Source organism: Mycobacterium parmense (genome assembly GCF_010730575.1).
GTDB lineage: Bacteria > Actinomycetota > Actinomycetes > Mycobacteriales > Mycobacteriaceae > Mycobacterium > Mycobacterium parmense.
On sequence record NZ_AP022614.1, the window covers coordinates 1,208,135 to 1,233,230 of the forward strand.

Annotated in this window: 19 protein-coding genes and 1 pseudogene; 9 read left to right on the forward strand and 11 right to left on the reverse strand. The window is 69.7% G+C overall.

All coding sequences use genetic code 11. The features are described from left to right. Positions 1-232: 232 nt before the first annotated feature. Positions 233-583 (reverse strand): hypothetical protein, encoded by a 351-nt coding sequence (locus tag G6N48_RS27805; protein WP_085268727.1) that lies wholly within the window; start codon positions 581-583, stop codon positions 233-235. Between the two features lie 145 nt (positions 584-728). Here G6N48_RS27805 and rbpA point away from each other — a divergent pair, with 145 nt between their 5' ends. Continuing rightward, positions 729-1,064 (forward strand): RNA polymerase-binding protein RbpA, encoded by a 336-nt coding sequence (gene rbpA, locus G6N48_RS05510; RefSeq protein WP_085268726.1) that lies wholly within the window; start codon positions 729-731, stop codon positions 1,062-1,064. Here the strand turns inward: rbpA and lnt are convergent. From lnt to G6N48_RS05530, 3 genes and pseudogenes are all read right to left on the reverse strand, one after another. Beyond that, a pseudogene (gene lnt, locus G6N48_RS05520) lies at positions 1,039-3,954 on the reverse strand (apolipoprotein N-acyltransferase). The gene rbpA and the pseudogene lnt sit on opposite strands and share 26 nt — an antisense overlap. Further along, positions 3,947-5,479 carry an amidohydrolase gene (locus tag G6N48_RS05525; RefSeq protein ID WP_085268824.1) on the reverse strand — a complete coding sequence of 511 codons (1,533 nt, stop codon included), beginning with the start codon at positions 5,477-5,479 and terminating at the stop codon, positions 3,947-3,949. Before G6N48_RS05525 ends, lnt begins: the two are co-directional and overlap by 8 nt. 135 nt (positions 5,480-5,614) lie before the next feature. After that, positions 5,615-6,154: an FxsA family protein gene (locus G6N48_RS05530; RefSeq protein WP_085268723.1), complete on the reverse strand. Its 540-nt coding sequence runs from the start codon at positions 6,152-6,154 to the stop codon at positions 5,615-5,617. A gap of 72 nt (positions 6,155-6,226) precedes the next feature. On the opposite strand from G6N48_RS05530, the gene G6N48_RS05535 reads away from it, so the two are divergent. Then, complete coding sequence (locus G6N48_RS05535; protein ID WP_085268722.1) at positions 6,227-6,934, forward strand: dienelactone hydrolase family protein; 708 nt, start codon at positions 6,227-6,229, stop codon at positions 6,932-6,934. A gap of 21 nt (positions 6,935-6,955) precedes the next feature. Here the strand turns inward: G6N48_RS05535 and G6N48_RS05540 are convergent, their stop codons facing one another. Both G6N48_RS05540 and G6N48_RS05545 read right to left on the reverse strand, forming a co-directional pair. After that, a complete protein-coding gene (locus tag G6N48_RS05540) occupies positions 6,956-7,834 on the reverse strand; it encodes a type 1 glutamine amidotransferase domain-containing protein (RefSeq protein WP_085268721.1) in 879 nt (292 codons plus the stop codon). A 10-nt stretch (positions 7,835-7,844) separates the two neighbouring features. Next, positions 7,845-8,225 carry a PPOX class F420-dependent oxidoreductase gene (locus tag G6N48_RS05545; RefSeq protein WP_085268720.1) on the reverse strand — a complete coding sequence of 127 codons (381 nt, stop codon included), beginning with the start codon at positions 8,223-8,225 and terminating at the stop codon, positions 7,845-7,847. 114 nt (positions 8,226-8,339) lie between these two features. Here G6N48_RS05545 and G6N48_RS05550 point away from each other — a divergent pair, with 114 nt between their 5' ends. From G6N48_RS05550 to G6N48_RS05565, 4 genes are read left to right on the forward strand one after another with little or no spacing between them, the layout of a single operon-like run. Then, positions 8,340-9,572, forward strand: coding sequence for a DUF1214 domain-containing protein (locus G6N48_RS05550; RefSeq protein ID WP_085268719.1), 1,233 nt, complete (start codon positions 8,340-8,342; stop codon positions 9,570-9,572). Further along, positions 9,569-10,729, forward strand: coding sequence for a sulfotransferase family protein (locus tag G6N48_RS05555; protein ID WP_085268718.1), 1,161 nt, complete (start codon positions 9,569-9,571; stop codon positions 10,727-10,729). The genes G6N48_RS05550 and G6N48_RS05555 overlap by 4 nt, the downstream gene beginning before the upstream one ends. Positions 10,730-10,733: 4 nt before the next feature. After that, positions 10,734-11,387 carry a TetR/AcrR family transcriptional regulator gene (locus G6N48_RS05560; RefSeq protein ID WP_085268717.1) on the forward strand — a complete coding sequence of 218 codons (654 nt, stop codon included), beginning with the start codon at positions 10,734-10,736 and terminating at the stop codon, positions 11,385-11,387. A gap of 14 nt (positions 11,388-11,401) precedes the next feature. Further along, on the forward strand, positions 11,402-12,205 hold the full coding sequence (locus tag G6N48_RS05565; RefSeq protein WP_085268716.1) for an SDR family NAD(P)-dependent oxidoreductase: 804 nt from the start codon (positions 11,402-11,404) through the stop codon (positions 12,203-12,205). A gap of 80 nt (positions 12,206-12,285) precedes the next feature. On the opposite strand, the gene cobN is transcribed toward G6N48_RS05565, so the two are convergent. The 3 genes from cobN to G6N48_RS05580 all read right to left on the reverse strand — a co-directional run bounded on the left by cobN (position 12,286) and on the right by G6N48_RS05580 (position 18,056). Next, on the reverse strand, positions 12,286-15,861 hold the full coding sequence (gene cobN, locus G6N48_RS05570) for a cobaltochelatase subunit CobN (RefSeq protein ID WP_085268715.1): 3,576 nt from the start codon (positions 15,859-15,861) through the stop codon (positions 12,286-12,288). 3 nt (positions 15,862-15,864) lie between these two features. Then, complete coding sequence (locus G6N48_RS05575) at positions 15,865-16,536, reverse strand: alpha/beta hydrolase family protein (protein ID WP_085268714.1); 672 nt, start codon at positions 16,534-16,536, stop codon at positions 15,865-15,867. Between the two features lie 125 nt (positions 16,537-16,661). Then, the gene (locus G6N48_RS05580) at positions 16,662-18,056 is read right to left on the reverse strand and encodes an FAD-dependent oxidoreductase (protein ID WP_085268713.1); all 1,395 of its coding nucleotides are present in this window, start codon (positions 18,054-18,056) and stop codon (positions 16,662-16,664) included. Between the two features lie 209 nt (positions 18,057-18,265). Here G6N48_RS05580 and cobG point away from each other — a divergent pair, with 209 nt between their 5' ends. The 3 genes from cobG to G6N48_RS05595 are packed head-to-tail and all read left to right on the forward strand — an operon-like array spanning position 18,266 to position 21,508. Further along, positions 18,266-19,390 carry a precorrin-3B synthase gene (gene cobG, locus G6N48_RS05585; protein ID WP_085268712.1) on the forward strand — a complete coding sequence of 375 codons (1,125 nt, stop codon included), beginning with the start codon at positions 18,266-18,268 and terminating at the stop codon, positions 19,388-19,390. Positions 19,391-19,394: 4 nt separating this feature from the next. Beyond that, positions 19,395-20,021, forward strand: coding sequence for a precorrin-8X methylmutase (locus tag G6N48_RS05590; RefSeq protein WP_085268711.1), 627 nt, complete (start codon positions 19,395-19,397; stop codon positions 20,019-20,021). Then, on the forward strand, positions 20,018-21,508 hold the full coding sequence (locus tag G6N48_RS05595) for a precorrin-2 C(20)-methyltransferase (protein ID WP_085268710.1): 1,491 nt from the start codon (positions 20,018-20,020) through the stop codon (positions 21,506-21,508). Before G6N48_RS05590 ends, G6N48_RS05595 begins: the two co-directional genes overlap by 4 nt. Here the strand turns inward: G6N48_RS05595 and G6N48_RS05600 are convergent. Together G6N48_RS05600 and G6N48_RS05605 are read right to left on the reverse strand one after the other, a co-directional pair. After that, entirely contained in the window at positions 21,483-24,482 is a 3,000-nt protein-coding gene (locus G6N48_RS05600; protein ID WP_085268709.1) for an MMPL/RND family transporter, read from the reverse strand. The genes G6N48_RS05595 and G6N48_RS05600 overlap by 26 nt on opposite strands. Next, on the reverse strand, positions 24,479-24,910 hold the full coding sequence (locus G6N48_RS05605; protein ID WP_085268708.1) for an MmpS family transport accessory protein: 432 nt from the start codon (positions 24,908-24,910) through the stop codon (positions 24,479-24,481). The genes G6N48_RS05600 and G6N48_RS05605 overlap by 4 nt, the downstream gene beginning before the upstream one ends. Between the last annotated feature and the right edge of the window lie 186 nt (positions 24,911-25,096).

The following is a 25,096-nucleotide window of genomic DNA, read 5'->3' on the forward strand; positions in this document are numbered from 1 at the left end:
CGGCAGGATTTCAAAACGTCGGACGCTCCCGTCTGTTAGCAGGACGAACCGCTGCGCCAGGCGGGGCGCCGGGCCGCGCATCGGCCCGACGCGCCCGACACGCCCGACGCGCCCGACGGGCATCGGTTCACCGGGAATCCCCGGTGAAGCGGCACACCGTCCATGGCGCGACTGTACCCGGCCAGCCATCATCGGTGATCAGGAGCGCACGGTTGGCGGGCGCGGGGTGTCGTCAGACAACGGCGCGGCGCCAGCCGTCGGCGGCCTGGGCGGCCTGGATCAAAACGTCACACAACGCGCGCAGTTCGATCGCCCCCGCGCCCTCCTCGAGCGCCGTGACCACATCTTCGGCCGCGCAACGCACTTGGTAGACGCGATCGGAGAGGTCGGCCGCGTCGTCGGCCGACAGCACCACCGCGTCGTCGGGCAACGCGGCCGAACCGCCGCGGTTGAGCAAAGCGCGTTGCTCGTAGGCGCGCTGCCGGCAGGACTGGCGGCAGTACTGGCGACGGCGGCCCATTCCTGCGTCCGCGACGTCTCGACCACACCAACGACACGGTTGCGGGTGGGCGCGGCGGGTCACGCCTGCCGACTTTAGTCGGCGCGCTCGGCAATCCCGGTATCATTGATGCTCGGGTCACGTGCGCGGGCCGCCCCCGGGAACTATGCGGGCCGGCACCGCGTTTGCCCAACGGAGATAGCTCAGAGGACCTGAAGGAGTAGCACGCATGGCTGATCGAGTCCTGAGGGGTAGTCGCCTCGGAGCCGTGAGCTACGAGACCGACCGCAACCACGACCTCGCGCCGCGCCAGATAGCGCGGTACCGCACCGACAACGGCGAGGAGTTCGAGGTCCCCTTCGCCGACGACGCCGACATCCCCGGCACCTGGCTGTGCCGCAACGGCATGGAGGGCACCCTGATCGAGGGCGACCTTCCCGAACCGAAGAAGGTCAAGCCGCCGCGCACGCACTGGGACATGCTGCTGGAGCGCCGCTCGGTCGAGGAGCTCGAAGAGCTGCTCAAGGAGCGCCTGGAGATCATCCGGACCCGCCGCCGCGGCTGATCGGACCCGCAGCCACGCCGCTCGGTCTACGTGCGGTTGGGGGTGCGCGCGGACCGGGCGCCCGCCTTGCGCCCCTGAATCCCCCACCGCGTGACTTTGACCAGCGCCTCGGCGATGTTGGAGCCGCTCATCTTGGAGACGCCGAGTTCGCGTTCGGTGAACGTGATCGGCACTTCGGCGATGACGAACCCGTTGCACACCGTGCGCCAGGTCAGGTCGATCTGGAAGCAGTAGCCCTTCGAGTCGACGCCGTCCAGGTCGATCGCCTCGAGGACCTCGCGGCGGTAGGCGCGGTAGCCGGCCGTGATGTCGTGCACATCGATGCCGAGCGCCACCCGCGCGTAGGTGTTCGCCGTCCACGACAGCGCCCAGCGCCGCTTAGGCCAGTTCCGTACCGTCCCGCCGTCGACGTAACGCGACCCGATGGCCAGGTCGGCCCCGGCGTCGACGGCGTCGAGCAGGCGGTGCAGCTGTTCGGGCGCGTGACTGCCGTCGGCGTCCATCTCGACGAGCACCGAGTAATCGCGGCTTAGTCCCCAGGCGAAGCCGGCAAGGTAGGCGGCTCCCAGGCCGTCCTTGGCGGTGCGGTGCATCACGTGCGTGTGTCCAGGGTTTGCCGCCGCCAGCTCGTCGGCGAGCTCCCCGGTGCCGTCGGGGCTGCTGTCGTCGACGATGAGCAGGTGCACGTTGGGGCAGGCCTCTTTGAGCCGCCGATGGATCACCGGCAGGTTCTCCCGCTCGTTGAAGGTCGGGATGATCACCAGGACGCGCCGGCTGGGACGCGCACCCGGGACCGGGGAGGCCGGCTGGCCGCTGGTCATGTAGCTCCTCTGTGTCGGCCGACGTCGCGCGACGGTCGTTTGCCGCCCTCGTGGGGCGCAGTGTAGTCACCGCCGCCGTCCGGTGGCGATTCCAGGTCGCCCTCGTCGGACGCGGTTTCCGGTTCGCTCTCGTCGGGCCGGGGTTCGTCCGGCGGCGCCGTTGAACCGTCGGATCCACTCCGCGGCCCTGACCTGAGGCGAACCGGACGTGCGAACCAACCATTGTGCCGCATCGCCAGCAGGATCACGGCTCCGGCGGACGCGACCAGGACCCACTGCAGGATCGGGGCCCAGCGCGTGGCCGGTGTCAGCTTGGTCTTGAGGCGTACCGGCATGTCCAGGTAGGCGGGCTGAAAGAAGTCGGTGCGCACCAACTCGGCGCCGTCCGGCGCGATCACCGCGCTGATTCCCGTGGTGCCGGCGACCACCACGTAGCGGTCGTGCTCGACGGCCCTGACTTTGGCGAAGGCGAGCTGTTGCTCGCTCATCGCCTGGTTGAACGTGGCGTTGTTGCTCGGCACGGCCAGCAGCTGGGCCCCGTTCAGCACGGATTTTCGCGGGGCCCGGTCGAAGATCACTTCCCAGCAGGTGGCCACGCCGACCGGCACGCCGGCGATCTGGACCACCCCGCTGCTTTTGCCGGGCACCATGTGGCCGGCGCGGTCGGCGTAGCCGGACAGGTGCTTGAAGAGCCACGGCATCGGCAGGTACTCGCCGAAGGGCTGGACGATCTCCTTGTCGTGGCGGTCGGCCGGTCCGGCGCCCGGATTCCACACGATGACGGTATTGGTGTACCGCGGCGCCTCCGGCGTCGTGCCCGGGACGTCGAGCAGGGTGCCCACCATGATCGGGGCGCCGATGGCCGCGGCGGCCTGGGATATTTGCTGCGCGGCGTCGGGATTGGTCAACGGGTCGATGTCTGACGAGTCCTCCGGCCAGATCACGAATTGCGGTTGCGGCGCCGTCCCCGCGCGCACGTCTTCGGCCAGCCGCAACGTTTCGCGGACGTGGTTGTCCAGCACCGCGCGGCGTTGCTCGTTGAACTGCATCCCCAGCCGGGGCACGTTGCCCTGCACCGCCGCGACGGTGACCGTGGGCTCGCCGCCCGAGCCGACGCCCGCGTGCCGCACCTGCGGCCAGACGACGACCGCGGTCAGCAACACCAGGCAGATGCAGATGCCGGGCAACATGACGGCCGGCGGCGCCGGACCGACCCCCCCGCGCTGGTCGTCGCTGCCGGGCTGCGGCCTGCCGGCGCGAGTCCATTTGCCGACCTCCAACGCGATCGCGGTCGCGCTGAAACCCAGGAGCACGGTCGCCGTGGAGAGCAGCGCAACCCCACCGAGCTGCACCAACGGCAGGAACGGCCCCTCCGTCTGACCGAACGCCACCGAGCCCCAGGGGAAGCCCCCGAACGGAAACACCGACTTGAGCCACTCCTGCGCCGCCCACAGCAGCGCGAAAGAGATCGGCCAGCCCGGCAGCCGGCGCACGACGACGGCGAACAGGCCGAATATGCCGGGATACAGCGCACACGTCGCGGCCAGCACCAGCCACGGCATGGCGCCGACCAGATTGCTGATCCAGGGCAGCAGCGGCACATAGAAGGCCAGCCCGAACAGAAAGCCGTAGCCCAGGCCGCCTGCGGGCGTGGTCGCCCGGTGCAGCAGCGGCCACGCCAGCAGCGCGGCGGACAGCACTGCCGCCCACCACCAGTTCAGGGGCGGGAAGCTGGCGCACATCAGCAGTCCGCCGGCGATGGCGAGCACCAGCCGCGGCCAGCGGGGCACCAGCGCCGCGCTGATCGCGGGCAGGCGCGCGACGGCCACTGCGCCGAGGCCCGTCAGCGCCCGGCGTGCGACCGCGCCGGCCGGCCCGGTCGGTCCCGGCACGACGGGCGCGCCCGGTTCGTCGGCCGCCGGCGCCGGGTCCTCCGCGGACTCGGCTTCGTCACCGATCGCGCCGGTGACGGCGCGGCCCGCGGGCTCGTCTCGGGCGTCCTCGTCGGCCGGTTCGCCTGCGCCTTCGCCCGCCCGGGGTCCTCGCCGCCCGAACCACTGCCTAGCCATGGATGACAGCGCCCCGGTGCACCGTTCGCCGGCAGCGCGGCAATGTGTCGGTCGTACCGAGTCGCGGCAGGGCGGGCACCCGGGATCGCGGGTCGGTGGACCAGCGCTGCACGCCGTCGCGGGCAGCGTGAACGTCTATGGCCTCGACGTCCCAGACCGCGTAGGAGGCCGGCGCACCGGGGACCAGGGTCCCCGACATGCCGTCGCGCACACCGGCCGCCCGCCAGCCCCCGCGGGTCGCGGCGGCGAAGGCGGCGCGGGCCGAGATACCGCTGCCCGGGGTGCGGTGGTGGACAGCCGCACGAACGCTCGCCCATGGGTTGAGTCCCGTCACCGGGGCGTCTGAACCTAGCGCGAGGGGCACGCCTTGGGATGCTAACAGCGCGAGCGGATTGAGCCGGCTGCCTCGTCGGGCGCCCAGCCGCCGCGCATACATGCCCTCGGTGCCGCCCCAAAGCGCGTCGAAGTTGGGCTGAACGCTGGCGATGACGCCCCAGGCGCCGAGTTTCTCCGCCTGCTCGGCGCTGACCATCTCGAGGTGCTCGAGGCGGTGCCCGCACCTGGCGACGGCGACGGCGCCCAGGTCGGTGACGACCCGTTCCAGGGCATCGACCACCGCCGCGACGGCGTGGTCGCCGATGACGTGAAACCCGGCGGTGACCTCGGCCCGGGTGCACGCCCGCAGGTGCGCCTCGATGCCGTCGGGATCCAGGTAGCAGGTGCCGACGCGGTCCGGGGCGTCGTCGTAGGGCTCGTGCAGCCAGGCGGTGCGTGACCCCAGCGCACCGTCGACGAACAGGTCACCGGCCAGGCCGTGGGCGCCCGTCTCGCTCATCAGGGCTCGGGCCCGCTCGGGGGTGGTCACCGCCTCGCCCCAGTAGCCGATCACCTCGACGCCGGCGTCGATGTCGCGCAGTTGCTGCCAGTCGTCGAGCCCGCCGATTTCGGGGCCCGCGCACTCGTGCACGGCGACCACGCCGGCCGCGGCCAGGGCGGCCAGCGCCGCGGCCCGGGCTTCGGCAAGCTGGCCGGCGGTCAGCAGGTCACGGGCGACGGCGCGGACCAGGTGGTGGGCATCGCCGGTCAGCGGCCGCTCGGCGGCGAAGCCGTCGGCCGCCGGCAGGTCCGGGGCCAGGCGGCGCAGCGCCGTCGAGGCCAGGGCGGAGTGCACGTCGATCCGGGCCAGGTAGGCGGGCCGGTCGCCGACCGCGCCGTCGAGGTCGCCGGTGCCCGGCGGCGAGTTCTCCGGCCACGACGACTCGTCCCAGCCGTGTCCCCAGATCGGCCGCCCGGGGTGGGCGGCGGCGTAGTCGGCGATCATGTGGATGCACTCCGCGCGCGAGCGCGCAGCGCGCAGGTCCAGGCCGCTGAGCGTCAGCCCCGTCGCGCTGACGTGGATGTGGCTGTCGACGAACCCCGGCGCCACGAAGCCGCCGTCGAGGTCCTCGACGGCCGCGTCCGGAAATTGGCTGCGGCCGGCCTCGTCGCTGCCGAGCCACACCACCGCGTCACCGCGGACGGCCATCGCCGTCGCGTCGGGGTGGGTGGGGCTGTACACCCGGCCGTTGGCCAGCAGGGTCGTCCCGCCGAAGGGCGCGGTCTTGCTCACAGGCCAGAAACTATGCCCGGAATGGTGCGGGGCCGCGGCCGGGTGCGTCGATCAGGCCCCGTCCGGGCGGGGCGCGGTCCCCCGCCCCTCGGCCATGTCCGCCGGCAGCGCCGCCGGCTCGAAGTCGTGCACGTCGACGACCTCGCCATCGATGACGTCTTGGCCGCCGGCGGAACGGCCATCGCGCGGCGCGGCGCTGAAGGTTGTCGGGAAGGTGACCAGCGGCACCCACCGCGAAAGACCGCGCAGCGCGACGGCGGACACCGCGGGGCGGGCGACCGACCGTATCGGCGGCACCAACAGCAACAGGCCCACCGCCGAGGTGAGCAACCCGGGGACCAGGACCAAAACGGTGGCCAGCGCGATCATCGCGCCGTCGCTCGCCCTGCCCCGCGCCTCGGCGGACGCGGACCGCAACTGCAGGATCCGGCGAACCAGCTGCGAGCCGGCCATCGGGGCAACGACACCCCAGCCGAGCAGGAAGGCGGCGACCAGTGCCAGCAGCGTCGCGCCCCAGCCGACCGCGGACGCCAGCGCGATGGTCACCGACACTTCGGCAATTGCGTAGATCAAAAAGAGCCGCCCCAGCATGCGATGCCAACGTCCGCCGACCGTGGCGGAGTTCCCCCGGTGTGAGAAACGAGGGGCTGCGAAGATGACGCTATGACGACGATCCAGATCGACACGCCCGACGGCCCGATCGACGCGCTGCTGAGCGTTCCGGCCGGAACCGGCCCCTGGCCCGGTGTGGTGGTGATTCACGACATTGTCGGTTACAGGCCGGACAAGGAGCAGACCAACGAGCGCATCGCGCAAGCCGGCTACGTGGCGCTCACTCCGAACCTCTATTCGCGGGGCGGCCGCATCCGCTGCGTCACCCGGGTGATGCGCGAACTGCTGACGCAGCGGGGCCGCGCCCTCGACGACATCCTGGCCGCCCGCGATCACCTGAAGGGCATGCCCGAATGTTCGGGCCGGGTCGGCATCGCGGGATTCTGCATGGGGGGCCAGTTCGCCCTGGTGATGTCGCCCGAGGGTTTCGGCGCGGCGGCGCCGTTCTATGGGACGCCCCTGCCCCGCAACCTCGACGAGACGCTGGAGGGAGCATGCCCGATCGTGGCCAGCTTCGGCGGTCGTGACCCGCTGGGCCGGGGCGCCCCCGAACGACTGCGCGAAGCCACCGCGAGCAAGGCCATCACCACCGACGTCAAGGTCTATCCGGGCGTGGGACACAGCTTCGCCAACAAGCTTCCGGGCCAGGCGTTGAACCGCATCGTCGGGTTCGGCTACGACGAGGCCGCCACCGAGGACGCGTGGCGACGGGTCTTCGCCTTCTTCGGCGACCATCTCGCGGCCGGGGCGACGACCTAGCCGGCCAACGCAAGAGGGTCGCTACGACGTTTGAACGCTGTTGTCGGCCTGCAGTTTTAGCGACAACACGGCGGCGAACGTGTGGGTGTCGCCCGGCCAGCGCGCAGACACGTAATCGCCGTCGTCGACGACGAAGGCCGGCCGGGAGTCGGTCGCGGTGTCGCGGGCCATCCCGGAGGACTTGAGCAGCCGGTGCGGAGTGCCGGGCCCGACATCGCGAAAATCCGCCGGGTCTTTGAGTGCCCGGGCGACCTCGGACTGCACGGACATGTAACCGCTCGGCTGCCCCGGTTGCTCGGGGTAGGTGCGGTAATAGTCGCGATCCCAGAAGCGGGTCAGCCGGGTAAGCCGCCACGCGAGGCGCTCCATCGCCCACGTCAGCGCCGTCGTCCTGCGCCCGTACAGCACCGAGTGCCCCGTGGCCGGATCGATGCTGCGGGCGGCGAGCAGCACCCCGTGGCAGATCGCGGCCACGACCACCGGACGGGCGAAGGCATCCACCACGAGCCGTTGCAGGACCTCGCTGTCGATGTAGTCGCGCATCCCGCGTGCGCGATGGCCACCGGGCAGAAGCACCGCGTCGACGCCGTCGAGAGAAGCCTGCGCCCAGCTGATCGGATTCTCGAATTCGTTGGAGCGCAACATCTCCCGATAAGCGTCCCGGCCGTCCTTGTTCGCCCGCAGCATGAGCCCGATCAGCGGGACGGCACCCAACAGCGGTAGCGCGGACCAGACGTCGAGCCCGCGCCCGGTGACCATGATGTCGTCGGCCTTTCCCGGATTCCCGCTCCGGGTTGCGAAGACCACGCGGTGCCCGTTGCGTGTCAGGACGCGCCAGCTGACCGCGACCTCTGTGGGATCGAAGTCGCGGTCGGGAATCGGGACCAGTACCGTGCCCATCGCCGCCGGCTCAGGACACCCTGAGCTCGAGCCCGACGTTGGTGGCGATCCCGCCACGCAGCTTGCTGAAGAGGTTGAACACCTTGCCCAGGATGCCGTAACGCCTGCCGATCGCGTCGTAGACGAAGCCAGTCTGCGACGCGTCGAGGACGGCGGCGGTGCCCTCGACGGCCTCACTGGTGGGGCGCCCGTTCATGGTGCAGGTAGCCAGCGTGACCCGCGGCGTGTTGCGAATCCGCTTGACTTTCCAAGACTTTCCCTGCGTGATGACCAGGAGTCGGTCACCGTCGGCCGCCGCCCAGATCGGGGTCGGCTTCGCCCGGCCGTCCTTGGTGAAGGTGGTCAGCAGGATGTATTGCGACTTGGCCAGGTCGGTGAAAGTGGGCGTCACGATGCCAACCTACCGCCGAAGAAGCGTTGACACCATGAGCGGAAACCTGCGATAGTGGCGACGCTATCTGAAAATATCATTCTCAGCTAAAGGCCCCATCGAAACGGGGGAACCGTGAGCGACCCGACCAAGCCGCCGGCGTGGCTGCCCTTCACGATCGCCGAGGCGGCCCTGTCGGACAGCGCCGGCGCCCCCGACCTCGCGGACGCGTGGTGCCACCTCCTCGACCGCCTCCGCGGCGCCGGGGAGCTCGTGGCGTCGGAGTCGGCGAGCCGAAACCGCGTCGACCTCGCCGCCGGTATGCGCCACCTGCTGGTGCTGTTGACCGCGGGCATCGACGAGGTGTTGCGTTTCGACCCGGATCCGGTCCTGTGCGTCCAGCCCACCACCACCGACGACATCGTGACGTGGGGAATGGAGTGCCCCGACTGCCTTTACACGCGGGCGGTGCTGCGCGGCGGTGAGAGCTACCGGTTGTTCGGCAACCGCGGCACCGCGCGCTATGTCGGGCTGCAGACCATGAACGGCATCGCGGCGACCGCGAACGAACTGGTCGACGAGCTCGAGGTGGATGCCGACGGGAACTTCGAGGTGGTGCTCGCAGCGGCTGAACCGGCGGGGCGAGCGGGCAATTGGATGCGGATCGAGGGCGACCACCCGACACTCACGGTGCGGCACTTTTTCTACGACTGGGACACCGAGGTCGCTTCCTCGTTGAGCATCGAGCGGCTCGGCGAGAAGGCAGGCGGGGAGCGCCCTTTGGCTGACCGGGGCGTAGTGGTGTCGCGGCAGCTGGTCGCCCTGGGCGACTTTGTCGGTGACAACCTGGCGTTCTTCCTGGATTTCGGCGCCGCGGCGCCCGCGAACGGATTCCTTCCCCCGATCGATCGCACCGACATGGGTGCGGCGGCCGAGAACAGGCCGGTGATCGGCCGGTGGGAACTGCGCCCCGGGGAGGCGCTCATCGTCGAAGTGGAACCACCCGAAGGAATCTACTGGAGTTTCTCGATCGGAAATCCGTGGTGGGAGACGATCCATTACGGTCGTCACCAGTCGAGCCTCAACGGCCACCAGGCAGCGGTCGATTCCGACGGCGTCGTGCGGGTGGTGCTGTGTGACCGAGACCCCGGCGTGGCCAACTGGCTCGACACCGCCGGCCACGGTGACGGCCCGATCATCCTGCGCTGCGTGCGAACCAAGACGGCGCCGACACCGACGACCCGAGTCGTGCCGTACGACAAGATCGAGGCGGAATTGCCCGCCGGCACTGCAAAAGTCACTCCCGCGCAGCGGGCGTCCGTCCTCGCGGGGCGCCGCCGGGCCGTACGCGAAAGGTTCGGACCATGACCTTCGATGCCGACGAGTTGCAGGACGGAGCCTGTGCCGCAACAGGTCTCGATGATTTTGGATCGCCCTACTATCGCGAGGGACTCGAGCGCATCGTCGAAGCGCTGAACACCGAGGCCGACCTCAACGACGTCGGCCGGGTCATCCAGCACGCAACCATCAGCAACGCCCTGATCCAACGGCTCAAGATCGAGGACACCTACAGCCGCCACCCCGAGATCGACGACCAGGTGGTCGGTGGCCCCGTCTTCGTCATCGGGCTGCCCCGCACCGGGACCACGGCGCTGAGCCAGCTGGTGGCCGCCGACCCGCAATTCCGCTCGCTGCGGATGTGGGAATCGCAGGCGCCCACCCCACCCCCGGAAACCGCCACCCAGCACAGCGATCCGCGGATCGCCCAGGCGCAGGCGGGCCTGAAGATGCTCGACGACATGTTCCCGCTGATGAAGACGCTCTACAACTCCGAGCCCACGGCGCCCACCGAATGCCAAGACCTGATGGGAATGAGCTTCCGCACCTTCCACTTCGACGGCGCCGTCCGTGCACCCGGATATCTCGCGTGGCTGATGAACTGCGACATGCGCGGGACCTACGTGTTCCACCGGCGAGTGCTCAAGCTGTTGCAGTGGCGGTGCCCGCCGGTGCTGTGGCATCTCAAGACTCCGGTGCACATGTTCGCCCTCGACGCATTGGTCGAATCCTATCCCGACGCCAAATTCATGTGGAGCCACCGTGATCCGGCCAAGGTGATGGGCTCGGTGTGCAGCCTCATCCGCTACGTACGCAGCTGGAGTAGCGACCGCGAAGACGCCGAGGAACTCGGTGCCGAGCAGGTTGACAGCTGGGCTGAAGGTACCCGGCGCGCAATGGATTTCCGGAACCGCATGGGCCGGGACCGCATGGGGCACGCCCGGTTCGCCGACGTCTCTTTCGCCGATCTGCAGAACGATCCGGTGCACACGCTGCAGACCAGCTACGAGACCCTGGGGTTGCGCTTCACCGCCGCCACCCTGGAATCCGTTCGACGGTGGGCCGACAACCACCGGCCCGGCTCGCGCGGGTCACATGACTACGACCTGGCCGACTACGGCCTGACCCCCGAAGGTGTCCGCGAACGGTTCGCGGATTATCTTGCGGCCTACGACGCGACCGCCTGAAGCCATGACCGCACCCCGCGCGCGGCGACGCGACAAGCTGGATCCGGACCCGACGGTGCGTCGCGAAATCCTCACCGCCGCATTGGCGACGTTGCGCGAGCACGGAGTCCACGGCCTCAGCATCGCCGCGGTTCTGGAGCGCAGCGCTCTGAGCACCCGTGCCTTCTATCGGCATTTCGCGTCGAAGGAAGAATTGGTGGCCGCGGTCTTCCTGGAGTCCGCGCGTGTGGAGAAACGGCGGCTGCGACGCCGGATGGCGACTGCCACAACGGCGGTCGAGGCCGTGGTGGCTTGGATCGACGGACGACTCGACTTGGCCCTCGACGTCAGCGTCGGGGCTGACCTGCGCCGCCTGTCGGTGGAGGCACAATCGCAGACGTTGACCTCCCCAGGCCTCGTCCGGCCGGCCTACGCCGAAATCCTCAGCCCGCTCAGCGACGCGCTTGCGCGAGGCCTGCGCAGCGGGGAGCTTCACCACATCGATCCGGTGGCCGCGGCGCAGTTCATCCACGGCACCGTGTGGGCGGCGATCGATGGCCAGTGGGCGACCGGCGACTGTGACCGGATCGATCTCCGTCGGCACAGCCTGCGTTTCTGTCTGGGCGGGCTGGGCGTGCGGCCGGAGACGATCGAACGGTACTGCTCTCACACCTCGTAGCAAGGGAGTCGACGATGGACCTCGGATTCACGGGGGCGACGGCCGTGGTCACCGGCGGCAGCAAGGGAATGGGACTTGCCATTGCCGAAACCCTTGCGGCCGAGGGGGCCAGGGTGGCGGTGATGGCCAGGGGCCGCGCCGCACTGGATGCCGCGGTGTCGTCGCTGCGCGAGCGCGGCGCCCCGGATGCCGTGGGGATCGGCGTGGACATGGCCGACGCGCAATCCATCGCCGAGGCCTTCGCCGCGGTGTCGCGCCGTTGGGGTCGAGTCAATTGCCTGATACACACCATCGGACCGGGCGATGGCTATTTCGAGGAGATGGACGACGCGCAATGGGACGCGGCATTCGCCCTCGGCACCATGTCGGCCGTGCGCTCGATCCGCGCCGCGCTGCCGTTGCTGCGTTCTGCGGACTGGGCCCGCATCGTGACGTTGTCGGCGCACTCCATTCAGCGGCAAAACCCACGCATCGTCGCGTACACGGCGTCGAAGGCCGCACTGGCCAGCGTGACCAAGAACCTGTCCAAAAGCCTTGCCGGGGATGGCATTCTGGTCAACTGCGTGTGCCCGGGTACGATCGTGACCGCGAGCTTCACCGAGGCACTGAAGGACATCCTCGCCGCCGACGGCCTCGACGCCACCGACCCGCGCGACGTCATGACGTGGATCGCCGACAACTTTCACCAGCCCTGCGACCTCGGCCGGGCCGGACTGCCCGAAGAGGTCGCTTCCATTACCGCCTACCTGGCGTCGCGGCGCAACGGGTATGTCACCGGCGCGACGGTCAACGTCGACGGCGGGTCGGATTTCATCTGACACGCTGGCCGGCTGTTTGCCGAGTGTGCGGCCAGCCGCACGTTCGGCGCTGAGTGTGCGGCCTGCCGCACACTCAGCCCTCAGCCCTCGAGATCGCCTTCGGTTTCCAGCAGCGTCTGGCGCAACCCGTCGAGGGTTTCCGGCTGCGGCCGCGCCCACATGCCGCGCCCGGCGGCCTCCAGCAGCCGCTCGGCCATGCCGTGCAGCGCCCACGGGTTCGACTCGGCCATGAACTTCCGGTTCTCCGGGTCCAGCACATAGCGTTCGGTGAGCTGTTCGTACATCCAGTCGGCCATCACACCGGCGGTGGCGTCGTAGCCGAACAGGTAGTCGACCGTCGCCGCCATTTCGAACGCTCCCTTGTAGCCGTGCCGGCGCATCGCCGACATCCACCGCGGGTTCACCACGCGGGCACGGAAGACCCGGGCGGTCTCCTCCGACAGCGTGCGGGTGCGGATCGCGTCGGGCCGGGTGTTGTCGCCGATGTAGGCGGCCGGGGCCTGGCCGGTCAGCGCGCGCACGGTGGCCACCATGCCGCCGTGGTACTGGAAGTAGTCGTCGGAGTCGGCGATATCGTGTTCACGGGTATCGGTGTTCTTGGCGGCCACCGCGATGCGGCGATACTGGCGGTTCATGTCGTCGACGGCCTCACGACCGTCGAGGCCGCGGCCGTAGGCGAAGCCGCCCCAGGCCGTGTACACCTGCGCCAGGTCGGCGTCGTCGCGCCAGTTGCGGCTGTCGATCAACTGCAGGAGCCCGGCGCCGTATGTGCCCGGCTTGGAACCGAAAATTCTGGTCGTGGAACGTCTCTGGTCGCCGTGCTGAGCGAAGTCGGCCTGGGCGTGCGCGCGCACGTAGTTGTCCGCCGCGGGCTCGTCGAGCCCGGCGACCAACCGCACCGCGTCGTCGAGCATCGTCACCACGTGCGGGAAAGCGTCCCGGAAGAAGCCGGAGATCCGCACAGTCACGTCGATGCGCGGGCGGCCCAGCTCGGCCGGCGGGATCGCCGTCAGGTCGATGACGCGCCGCGAGGCGTCGTCCCAGACGGGCCGAACACCGAGCAGCGCGAGCACTTCGGCGATGTCGTCGCCGGCGGTGCGCATCGCCGACGTGCCCCACACCGACAGCCCTACCGACTGCGGCCACGTGCCGTGGTCGGCCCGGTAGCGCGCGAGCAGCGAATCCGCAAGCGCCACACCGGCTTCCCATGCCAGCCGCGACGGCACCGCCTTGGGGTCCACGGAGTAGAAGTTGCGACCGGTGGGTAACACGTTGACCAGGCCGCGCAGCGGCGACCCGGACGGACCGGACGGGATGAAGTGGCCGTCCAAAGCCCGCAGCAACTGGTCGATTTCGGCGTCGCTGCCGGCCAGGCGGGGCACCACCTCGATGGCGGCGAACCGCAGCACGGCCGCGACGTCCGCGTTGTCGGTGAGCCCGCCGACCGTGTCGGGATCCCAGCCGGCGGCCTGCAGCGCCGCGACGAGCCCGCGGGCCGCGGCCTCCGCCCGGTCGACCGACGTCCGCTCGTCGGTGCCGTCCTCGGTGAGACCCAGCGCCTGGCGCAGGCCGGGCAGGGCGAGGTCGCCGCCGAACAGCTGGCGCGCCCGCAGGATGGCCAGCACCAGGTCGAGTTCGGTTTCACCCGTGGGCTTTTGCCCCAGGATGTGCAGGCCGTCGCGGATCTGGACGTCCTTGATCTCGCAGAGCCACCCGTCGACGTGCAGCAGCATGTCGTCGAACGAGTCCTCTTCGGGGCGTTCGGTCAGGCCCAGATCGTGGTCCATCTTGGCGGCGCGCAGCAGCGTCCAGATCTGCTGGCGGATCGCGGGCAGCTTGCTGGGGTCCAGGGCCGCGACGTTGGCGTGCTCGTCGAGCAACTGCTCCAAACGCGCTATGTCGCCGTAGGTTTCGGCGCGGGCCATCGGCGGTATGAGGTGGTCGACGAGCACCGCGTGCGCGCGCCGCTTGGCCTGGGTGCCCTCGCCGGGGTCGTTGACCAGGAAGGGGTAGATCAACGGCAGGTTGCCCAGTGCGGCGTCGGGGCCGCAGGCCGCCGACATGCCCAGCGTCTTACCCGGCAGCCATTCCAGGTTGCCGTGCTTGCCGAGGTGCACGATGGCGTGCGCGCCGAACCCGGAATCCAGCCAGTGGTAGGCAGCAAGGTAGTGATGGCTGGGCGGCAGGTCCGGGTCGTGGTAGATGGCGACCGGGTTGTCCCCGAAACCCCGGGGCGGCTGGACCATCAGCACCAGGTTGCCCGCTTGCATTGCGGCGATGACGATTTCGCCGTCGGGATCGTGCGTGCGGTCCACGAACAGCTCCCCCGGCGGCGGACCCCAGTGCCGTGTCACGGCATCGGTGAGCTCGGCCGGCAAGGTCGCGAACCAGGAACGATAGTCCTTGGCGGACAGACGGATCGGATTGCCGGCCAGCTGGCCCGAGGTGAGCCAGTCGGGGTCTTGGCCGCCGCGTTCGATCAACGCGTGGATGAGCGCGTCGCCATCGCCCGCCTCGACGCCGGGCAGGTCCCCGATCAGGTATCCGCGCTCGCGCATCGCGCGCAGCAGCGCCACGGCGCTGGCCGGGGTGTCGAGCCCGACCGCGTTGCCGATGCGGGCGTGCTTGGTGGGGTACGCCGAGAACACCAGTGCCACCCGTTTGTCGGCGGGGGCGACGTACCGCAGCTGCGCGTGCCGGACCGCCAGTCCCGCCACCCGCGCGCAGCGTTCCGGGTCGGCCACGTAGGAGATCAGTCCGTCGTCGTCGATCTCCTTGAACGAGAACGGCACCGTGATGATGCGACCGTCGAACTCGGGCACCGCGACCTGCGTGGCGACGTCGAGCGGGCTGAGGCCGTCGTCGTTGCCCAGCCACTGCGCGCGCGGGCTGGTCAGACACAGGCCCTGCAGGATAGGGATGTCGAGGGCCGCGAGGTGCTCGACGTTCCAGCTGTCGTCGTCACCGCCGGCCGAGGCCGCGGCGGGCTTGAGCCCCCCGGCCGCCAGCACGGTGACCACCATGGCGTCGGCGTCGCCGAGCCGATGCAGCAATTCGGCTTCGGCGGTGCGCAGCGACGCGCAGTACACCGGGAGGGCGCAAGCTCCGGCGTCCTCGATTGCCCGGCACAGCGCCTCGACGTAGCCGGTGTTGCCTGCCAGGTGCTGCGCGCGGTAGTACAGCACCGCGATCGTCGGGCCGCCGTTGTCGCGGGCGTCCGGCCGCGCGAGCTCACCCCAGGTCGGCGTCACCACCGGTTCGGTGAAACCGAAGCCGGTCATCAGCACGGTGTCCGACAGGAACGCGTGCAGCTGGCGCAGGTTCTCCACGCCGCCGTGGGCCAGGTAGACGTGAGCCTGCACCGCGGTGCCCGCGGCGAGCGTGGACAGGCCGGTGAGCTCGGCGTCGGCGGCCTGCTCGCCGCTGACCAGGATGGTCGGAACGCCGCTGGCGATCACGGCGTCGATGCCGCTCTGCCACGCGCGGTAGCCGCCGAGGATCCGGACAACCGCGATCGCGGCGCCGTCGAGCAGGTCCGGCAGCTGCGCCTCCGAGAGCCGCGACGGGTTGGCCCACCGATAGTTCTTTCCGCTGGAGCGGGCGCTGATCAGGTCCGTGTCGGACGTCGACAGCAGCAGGACGGTCGGCTCAGCCACCTCTCATTCGTACCGCAGAGTCGCGGAGATGCGCTCGGCGACCTCGCGGGCCATCGCCAGCGCCGGCCCGCCGCGCGCCGGCACGTAGCGTTGGGCGTCGCGGTCGTAGTCGGCTCCCGCGATCGACCCGTGGTCGGCCGGCAGCTCGATCAGGTCCACCGGCCAACCGGCCCGCTGCAGGTGAGAGGCGAAGTCCCGGCTGGCCGTCACCGGCACTGCGTGGTCGTCCACTCCGTGCAGCAGCGTGAACGGTGCGCCGGCGCGGTCGGCCGGCAGCCCGTCGGCCGCGACCCGGCCGCAGATCGGATCGGGCACCATGAAGGCGCCGGCCAGACAGACCGTGTGAGCCAGCGCGACGTCGGAGCGCTCGATCGTCAAGCCCGCCGCCGCGGCTCCGCCGAGGGACCAGCCCACCAACACGAGACCCGCGCGGTCATCGGCATGTTCCCGGGCCAGCTCGAGGGACCCCAGGAGATCGGATCGCCCACCGTCGGCCGACTGGGAGTTCCAGTCGGGCACCACCACCGCGGCGCCATGGCCGGCGAGCATGCCGGCGAGCGGCCGGACGGTTTCGCGCGCGTCGGTCTGCATGCCGTGCCAGAGCAGGATCGTGGGCTGAGCCGGCTCGCCGAACACGTCGGCCAGCCGTCCCGGGGCGTATTGGACCGTCTTCACGGGCACGAGGGTGCCCGGGCGGGCGCGGGTTCAATCTCGGTCGTCAGGCGCTGCGCACGTCGAAGTCGCCGGGCTCGGGTTCGCTCAGCAGCTCGCGGTGGGTCTCCGGTGTATCGGTTGCATGGTCAAGACGAGGACGACGTCGCCGTCGGCGAGGAATGCGCGACGTACGCGGCCTTCGCCGGACGGCGGCGCTGAGCGCGCATGACGCGTAGCAAAAACGCGGGCCGCAGCAGCCGATGTGGGGGGTCGACCATCGCGGTGATCCGCATGAACTGTCCGGCAACCAGCGGGTCGACCTCGGTGGCGATCAGCACCCGGTCGATGAACAGGTTGGTCAGTCGCATCGAGATCGGCCGGGCTCCCTGCACTTCGGGCAACGCCAGGTCGGAGCCGACCGCCGTCTGCCATGCCACCTGGATCTTCTTCGCCGAGGCGCGGAAGAACCGTCGCGGCAGGTTCGCCTCGCCGCCCCGCAGACACTCGCGCAGCACGGTCGCCTCGATCGCCGCGACCGTCATGCCCTGTCCGTAAATGGGATTGAAGCTGCACACCGCGTCGCCGACCACCAGCAGGCCGTCCGGCATCCGGTGCATCTTGTCGTAGCGCCGCCACCGGTTCGACGGCACGCGATGGATGCGCACGTCGCTCAGCGGCTCCGCCGTGCGGATCGCGTCCAGCAACTCCGGGGGTGCGAAATCCGCCGCGAATTGCACCATGTCTTCGCGCCGGGTGGGCGGCTCGGCTCCCGCCAGCGTGCCGACACCAACCATCCAGGCGTCGTCCTCGTATTTGATGAACCCGAACATCTTCGGCCGCCCCGGCTTGGGGAACAGCGCGATCATGTGCTCGCGCACGGCGCCCGGTGTGCTGCGCAGCAGTTGACAGGCGTATGCGAGCTGCACCACCAGCTCGTCCTCGCGCGGCCGGGCGTAGCCCAGCCCGGACAGGAAGGTCGGGGTCCGCGACCCGCGGCCCGTCGCGTCGACGACGAGCTCGGCGCCGAGCGTCTTCGGGTTGTCGTTTTCCCGGTCCACGACACTCGCCCCGGTGACGCGGCCACCATGGGCCGTGGCGGTCAAGCCCACCACGTCGTGATTTTCGAGGAACGTCACGTTGCCGATCGCCCGCAGGCGCCGGCGCACGTGCCACTCCAGCAGCGGCCGGCTGGGGAACAGGATCACGGGTGCGTTTGGCGCGATGCCGCGGCGTGTCATCACGTGGCCGGCGGCGGCGAGGTGCAGCTTCGACAGGTCCCCGTCGTCCCAGCAGTCGACGCCCGCGGCCTTCAGCTCCCCCACGAACCCCGGGAACAGCTCGTCGAGGGTCTGAGTGCACCGCGCGAGCGCGGCGTGGATCATCCGGCCCTGGGGAACACCCCGGCGATTCACCGGTTCCGTGGGCAATACGTCGCGCTCGACGACGGTCACCCTGTCGTAGAAATCGGCCAGCACGCGGGCGGCCAGCAGACCGCCCATGCTGGCGCCCAGCACCACCGCATGATTGCCGCATGTGTCCATGAAGCGAAGTGTCTGCTGCGGACCCAGCAATCAATAGAGTAGAGCCCTACTCGACTTCCCAACGCGCTGCCCGCGGGACGACTGGCGGACTCTCCGCAGTTGGAGCGCCGAATCCGCCAGGAGATCCAGGACGACATCCGCGGAGTACCCTATCTGCGACGGCAAACACCGCCGGTGCCCGACGCGCGGCAAAGCCGTACCGTGGGCGGGTGGCCAGAGCTCGCGACACCGACGCCTGCCCCGGAGCGCTGCAGGTCCACGAGGCCGCCGACGGCGCCCTGGCGCGGGTCAGGCTGCCCGGCGGCATGATCACCGCCGCCCAGCTGGCGACGCTGAGCGCTCTGGCCCGTGAGAAGGGCTCGGGAACGCTGGAGCTGACCGCGCGCGGCAACGTGCAGGTGCGCGGAATCACCGACGTGGCGGCGGTCGCCGAGGCGATCGCCGCGGCCGGCCTGTTGCCGTCGACCACCCACGAGCGGGTGCGCAACATCGTCGCGTCGCCGCTGTCCGGGAGGTCCGGGGGCACCGTCGACGTGCGACCGCTGGTCGGTGAGCTGGACGCGGCCATCCGCGCCGAACCGGGCCTCGCACAGCTGGGCGGCCGCTTCTGGTTCAGCCTCGACGACGGCCGGGCCGACGTGTCCGGCTTGGCCGCCGACGTCGGGGCGCACGCGCAGGACGACGGCTGGGCGCTGCTGTTGTCGGGACGGGACACCGGGGCGCGGCTGCGCGCCGACGAGGTTGTCGGCACGCTGATCGACCTCGCCTCGAAGTTCGCCGAGATCCGCGGGAAGGCTTGGCGGGTCGGCGAACTGGATGATCTCGGGCGGCTGATGCCCGGTGTGGTCCTGGGGGCGGGCTTCCCGCCGGTCACCACACCCCCGGTGGGCTGGATCAACCAGGAGGACGGCCGGGTCGCGCTGGGCGCCGCGGTGCCGCTGGGGGTGCTGCCCGCCCGCGTCGCGGAATTCCTCGCCGCCATCGAGGCACCCCTGGTGATCACGCCGTGGCGCTCGGTGCTGGTGTGCGATCTCGACGAGGGCATCGCCGACACCGCGCTGCGGGTGCTGGCGCCGCTGGGGCTGGTGTTCGACGAGAACTCGCCGTGGCTGACCGTCAGCGCCTGCACCGGCAAGCCGGGATGCGCGCACTCGGCCGCCGACGTGCGGGCCGACGCCGCGCGGTCGCTCGACACGCGGGACGCGGAAGCGGGAGCACACCGGCATTTCGTCGGCTGCGACCGTGCGTGCGGCAGTCCACCGGCCGGTGAGGTGCTGGTCGCGACCGGAGACGGCTATCGGCTCAAGAGGGCATCCAACAGGCCTTTAAGGTGAGCGGATGCTCGACTACATCCGTGACGCGGCAGAGATTTACCGCCAATCGTTCGCGGCCATCCGCGCCGAGGCCGACCTGGCCCGCTTTCCCGCCGACATCGCGCGGGTAGTCGTCCGGTTGATCCACACCTGCGGGCAGGTGGATGTCGCCGAGCACGTCGCCTACACCGACGACGCCGCCGCCCGCGCCGGTGCGGCCCTGCGGGCCGGCGCCCCCGTGTTGTGCGACTCGTCGATGGTGGCCGCGGGCATCACCGCGGCGCGATTGCCGGCCGGCAACGAGGTGGTCTCGCTGGTCGCCGATCCGCGCGCCGCCGATCTCGCCGCGCGGAAGTGCACCACCCGGTCCGCGGCCGGCGTGGAGCTGTGGGCCGACCGGCTGCCCGGCGCGGTGCTCGCGATCGGCAACGCGCCCACCGCCCTGTTCCGGCTCCTCGAGCTGGTCGACGACGGGGTTGCCCCGCCGGCCGCCGTGCTGGGCGGGCCCGTCGGGTTCGTCGGCTCGGCGCAGTCCAAGGAGGAGCTGATCGCCCGGCCGCGCGGGATGTCCTATCTGGTGGTGCGAGGGCGCCGGGGTGGCAGCGCCATGGCCGCGGCGGCGGTCAACGCGATCGCGAGCGACACCGAATGACGAACCCGGTCAACCGCAGAGGCACGCTGTACGGGGTCGGGCTGGGCCCGGGTGATCCGGAGCTGGTGACGGTCAAGGCCGCCCGCGTGATCGGACGGGCCGACGTGATCGCCTATCACAGCGCCCGGCACGGCCGCAGCATCGCCCGCGGGATCGCCGAGCCGTATCTGCGCGCAGGGCAGGTCGAGGAACACCTGGTGTATCCGGTGACCACCGAGACCACCGACCATCCCGGCGGCTACGCCGGTGCGCTCGAAGAGTTCTATGCCGACGCCACCCGGCGGATCGCCGAACACCTGGACGCCGGTCGCGACGTGGCGCTGCTCGCCGAGGGCGACCCGCTGTTCTACAGCTCCTACATGCACCTGCACACCCGGCTGACCCAGCGGTTCGACGCCGTCATCATCCCGGGGGTGACGTCGGTGAGCGCCGCCTCGGCAGCCGTCGCCACGCCGCTGGTCGCCGGTGACGAGGTGTTGTCGGTGCTGCCGGGCACCCTGCCGGTCGCGGAACTGACCCGCCGCCTCGCCGATGCCGACGCCGCCGTCGTGCTCAAGCTGGGCCGGTCGTATCACAATGTCCGCGAGGCGCTTTCAGCGTCGGGACAACTCGACGACACGTTCTATGTCGAGCGGGCCAGCACGTCAGGACAACGCGTGTTGCGCGCGGCCGACGTCGACGAGAGCAGCGTGCCCTACTTCTCGCTGGCGATGCTGCCCGGGGGGCGCCGGGCCAACGGCCGGACCTCGGCCGGCACCGTCGCGGTCGTGGGCCTCGGCCCCGGCGACAACGACTGGATGACACCGCAGTGCCGACGCGAACTCGGCGCGGCCACCGACCTGATCGGCTATGCCGGATACCTCGACCGCGTCCCCCTCCGCGAGGGTCAGCGGCGCCATTCCAGTGACAACACCGACGAACCCGCGCGCGCGAAACTCGCGTGTGCGCTGGCCGAGCAGGGGCATGCCGTCGCGGTCGTGTCGTCGGGCGACCCCGGGGTGTTCGCCATGGCCACCGCTGTTCTCGAGGAGGCCAAGCAATGGGCGGGCGTGCAAGTCCGGGTCATCCCGGCGATGACCGCCGCCCAGGCCGTCGCCAGCCGCGTCGGCGCTCCCCTTGGCCACGACTACGCCGTGATCTCGCTGTCCGACCGGCTCAAGCCATGGGAGGTGATCTCGGCGCGACTGGCCGCCGCGGCCGCCGCCGACCTGGTCCTGGCCATCTACAACCCGGCCTCCAAGGCGCGCAGATGGCAGGTCGGCGCGATGCGCGATGTGCTGCTGGCCCACCGTGAACCCGGCACGCCGGTGGTGATCGGCCGCGACGTCTCCGGACCCGACGAGAACGTCCGCGTGGTCCGCCTGGCGGACCTCAACCCCGACGAGATCGACATGCGCTGCCTGCTGATCGTCGGCTCGTCCCAAACTCAGTGGTACGCAGACAGTTCCGGTGACCGGGTGTTCACGCCCCGGCGCTACCCGGGTTGACGCGCGGCCCGTCCGCACCCGAGTAGGTCATTCCGTCCGGGGCCGGCTCGCCGTCGTGCGGGTGTGGCGGGGCGGCTCCCGGGCGCTGGGGCTTGGAAGCCGCGTCCGCCGTCTCACCCAGGAGGAGCGAGCGAACCAGCCGGCGCGCCCCGAACGGGCGAAGCATGGAGCTGGCCGGGCGTGGACGCACATTCAGCGGCCACCAGAACCAGCGACCGAGCAACGCCGCGATCGACGGCGTCATCAACGAGCGCACGATCAGGGTGTCGAACAGCAGGCCGACGCCGATGGTGCTGCCGGCCTGGCCGATCGAGCGCAGGTCGCTGGCGACCATCGACATCATGGTGAAGGCGAAGACGAGGCCCGCCGAGGTGACCACCCCTCCTGTCTCACCCATCGACCGAATGATGCCGGTCTTCAGGCCGGCGCCGATCTCCTCCTGGAACCGCGACACCAGCAGCAGGTTGTAGTCGGAGCCGACGGCCAGCAGGATGATCAACCCGAACACCGGCGCGATCCAGTTCAGATCCAGGCCGAACAGGTGCTGCCACACCAGCACCGACAGTCCGAAGGCCGCGCCCAGCGACAGCAGCACGGTGCCCACGATCACCACAGACGCGACCAGCGCCCGGGTGATTATCACCATGACCACGAAAATCAATGTCAGCGCGGCGATTCCGACGATCAGCAGGTCGTAGTGGGACCCCGACTGGATGTCACGGTAAATGGCCGCCGTCCCGGCGAGGTAGAACCTGGCGTCAGTCAGCGTCGTTCCCTTGACCGCATGGTGTGCTGCCTCCAGTTCCGGCTTGACCGCATCGATGCCCGCCGGAGTCGCCGGGTCCTTGTCGTGGGTGATGATGAACCGCGCGGCCTTGCCGTCCGGCGACAAGAACAGCTGGAGGCCGCGCTGAAAGTCGGCGTTCTGGAACGCCTCCGGCGGCAGGTAGAAGTAGTCGCCGCTCCGGGAGGCGTCGAAGGCCTGGCCCATGGCGCTGGCGGTGTCGGTCATCTGGGCCATCTGGGTGACCAGACCGGAGAAGCTGCTGTGGATGCTCAGCAGGCTGCCGCGCATGGCCTGCGCGACGCCGATCATCGGCGCGAACTGGGCGACCATTTCGGGCATGATCGAGTCGACGTTGTGCACATCTTTGATCAGCGTGCTCATGTTCGCGCTGAACTTGTCCACCCCGTCGATGGCGTCGAACACCGATCTGGTCGCCCAGCACACGGGGATGTCGAAGCAGTGTGGTTCCCAGTACAGGTAGCCGCGGAACGGTCGCGCGAAATCGTCGAAATCGGCTAGGTGGTCTCGCATCTCGTCCAGAGTCGTCTGCATGTCGTTCATGTCGCCCACCATGTGGTGAGTGGCGCCGCTCATCTGCCGCACCAAACCCTGCATCCGCTGCATCGACCCGATCATGGCGCCCAGGTCGTTGCTCATCTTGAGCATGTCACCCATCCGGTCCCTCATGAACTGAAGATTCTCCTGGATCGGGATCGACTGGGCGCTGATCTGGAACGGTATCGACGTGTGCTCGATCGGCCCCCCAAGCGGGCGGGTGATGCTCTGCACCATGGCGATTCCCGGTGAGCGGAACACCTCCTTGGCGAGGCGGTCGAGGATGATCATGTCGCCGGAGTTGCGCATGTCGTGATCGCTCTCGATCATCAATATGTCGGGATTCATTGTGGCGGCACTGAAATGGCGCTCGGCGGCCTCATAGCCGACATTCGACGGAAGATCCTTGGGAATGTAATAGCGGTCGTTGTAGCTGGTTTTCATGGTCGGCATGACGAGGATCCCGATGATGGCGATAGCCAGCGAGGTCGCGAACACCGGGCCGGGCCAACGCACGCACGCGGTCCCGATACGGCGCCAGCCGTGGACTTTGACGGCCCGCTTCGGGTCGAGCAGGCCGAACCGGCTCGCCACCGCCACAACGGCGGGCGCCGCGGTCAGCGCGCCCGCCACGACGACGATCAGACCCAGCGCGGACGGAATGCCGAGCGCCTTGAAGTACGACAGCCGCGCCAGGTGCAGGCAGAAGGTGGCGCCGGCAATCGTGAGCCCCGATCCCAGAATGATGTGGAAGGTACCGCGAAACATGCTGTAGTACGCCGCTTCCCGGTCCATACCGGCCTGCCGCGCCTCCTGATAGCGGCCGATGAGGAAGATTGCGTAGTCGGTTCCCGCCGCTATCGCCAACGAGGACAGCATGGCGACGACGAACGTCGAGAAGCCCAACAGGTCGTAGTTGCCGAGCAGCGCGACCAGGCCTCTGGCCGTGCCCATCTCGAAGCCGACCATGACGAGAACGAGAAGCACCGTGCTCACGGAACGGTAGGCGATGAACAGCATGACCATGATGACCACGCCCGTCACGCCCATCATGGTGAACATGCTCTTGTCGGCGGCCTCGTTCATATCCGTCGTCAGCGCCGCCGGGCCGGTGACATAGACCTTGAGGCCCGGGGGCGGTGACGAATGGTCGACGGTCTCGCGCACCGCTTTTACGGATTCGTTGCCCAGGGTGCTGCCCTGGTTTCCGGCCAGGTTGAGTTGGGCATACGCGGCTTTGCCGTCGCGGCTCTCCACACCCGCGGCGGTGAGCGGGTCACCCCACACGTTTTGGACGTGCTGCACGTGTTTGTGATCGGCATCCAGCTTCTGCACCAGGCCGTCGTAGTAGCGGTGCGCATCCGGGCCGAGCTTGTGATCGCTCTCCAGGACGACCATCGCGATGCTGTCGGAGTCCGACTCGTGGAACTTCGCGCCGATGCGCTTCGCGGCGATCATCGCCGGGGCGTCCTGGGGCGACATGGTGACCGCATGGTTTCGGGCGACCGACTCGATCGGGGGCACAAGCAGGTTCAGGGCCGCGGTCAGCAGCAGCCATCCGACGATGATCGGCACCGCGAAGCTGCGGACGAACCGCATGAACTTCGGGCGCCTGTCGGTGTCGGCGTTCATCCGGCCTTGACCAAGCATGAAGTCTGGGCGTGGTGGCCGTCCGCCGACCGCTCGTCTTTGACCTCGCCGTTGATGGTGATGCGGCAGCCGATTGTGTCGCTGCTGCCCTGTGCCACCACGTTGGCGATCACCGCCGGCACGGTCGTGGTGATCGTGTAGGTCCAGGGCAGGCCGGTGAAGTTCTCCTGCTCCGGTTGGGCGCTCTTGTTCAGATAGCTCACGCTTCCGGTCGTGTCAGCGGGTCCGTACACCTCGTAGGTCACCCGCTTGATGTGGGAAGGTTCGAGCGGTTCTGCGCTGCTGCCCGTGGCAGTGAAGATCTCGTCGGAGCCGAAGACGCCGCGAAGGTCGTTGACCGCGACGGCGCCGAAGGTGACTGCCACGACGACGACGAGGGGTACCCAGGCCCGTTTGAGAAAGGCCAACATGGGTTTTCCTTTCGTCCCCGCTCTTATCGATTCGCAGTCTCACGCCGGCGCCGCGGCATCGGCACGTCCCACAGCACCATGTATACCATACCCCCTATGGTATTTGGTTGCGACGGCGAGATCGCCGATTGAGCCCGATCGTCGCCGCTTCGCAATGCGTGCGAAGACTTTGCGCGGCCAACCGCG

What these genes read in the sequence shown, in the direction of transcription:
- rbpA (WP_085268726.1), top strand. Translation starts at nt 729, where the DNA reads ATGGCTGATCGAGTCCTGAGGGGTAGTCGCCTCGGAGCCGTGAGCTAC.
- G6N48_RS05525 (WP_085268824.1), bottom strand. Translation starts at nt 5,479, where the DNA reads ATGGCCGTCCGCGGTGACGCGGTGGTGTGGCTCGGCAGCGACGAGGCC.
- G6N48_RS05530 (WP_085268723.1), bottom strand. Translation starts at nt 6,154, where the DNA reads ATGCTGGGGCGGCTCTTTTTGATCTACGCAATTGCCGAAGTGTCGGTG.
- G6N48_RS05535 (WP_085268722.1), top strand. Translation starts at nt 6,227, where the DNA reads ATGACGACGATCCAGATCGACACGCCCGACGGCCCGATCGACGCGCTG.
- G6N48_RS05540 (WP_085268721.1), bottom strand. Translation starts at nt 7,834, where the DNA reads ATGGGCACGGTACTGGTCCCGATTCCCGACCGCGACTTCGATCCCACA.
- G6N48_RS05555 (WP_085268718.1), top strand. Translation starts at nt 9,569, where the DNA reads ATGACCTTCGATGCCGACGAGTTGCAGGACGGAGCCTGTGCCGCAACA.
- G6N48_RS05560 (WP_085268717.1), top strand. Translation starts at nt 10,734, where the DNA reads ATGACCGCACCCCGCGCGCGGCGACGCGACAAGCTGGATCCGGACCCG.
- G6N48_RS05565 (WP_085268716.1), top strand. Translation starts at nt 11,402, where the DNA reads ATGGACCTCGGATTCACGGGGGCGACGGCCGTGGTCACCGGCGGCAGC.
- G6N48_RS05580 (WP_085268713.1), bottom strand. Translation starts at nt 18,056, where the DNA reads ATGGACACATGCGGCAATCATGCGGTGGTGCTGGGCGCCAGCATGGGC.
- G6N48_RS05590 (WP_085268711.1), top strand. Translation starts at nt 19,395, where the DNA reads ATGCTCGACTACATCCGTGACGCGGCAGAGATTTACCGCCAATCGTTC.
- G6N48_RS05595 (WP_085268710.1), top strand. Translation starts at nt 20,018, where the DNA reads ATGACGAACCCGGTCAACCGCAGAGGCACGCTGTACGGGGTCGGGCTG.
- G6N48_RS05600 (WP_085268709.1), bottom strand. Translation starts at nt 24,482, where the DNA reads ATGAACGCCGACACCGACAGGCGCCCGAAGTTCATGCGGTTCGTCCGC.
- G6N48_RS05605 (WP_085268708.1), bottom strand. Translation starts at nt 24,910, where the DNA reads ATGTTGGCCTTTCTCAAACGGGCCTGGGTACCCCTCGTCGTCGTCGTG.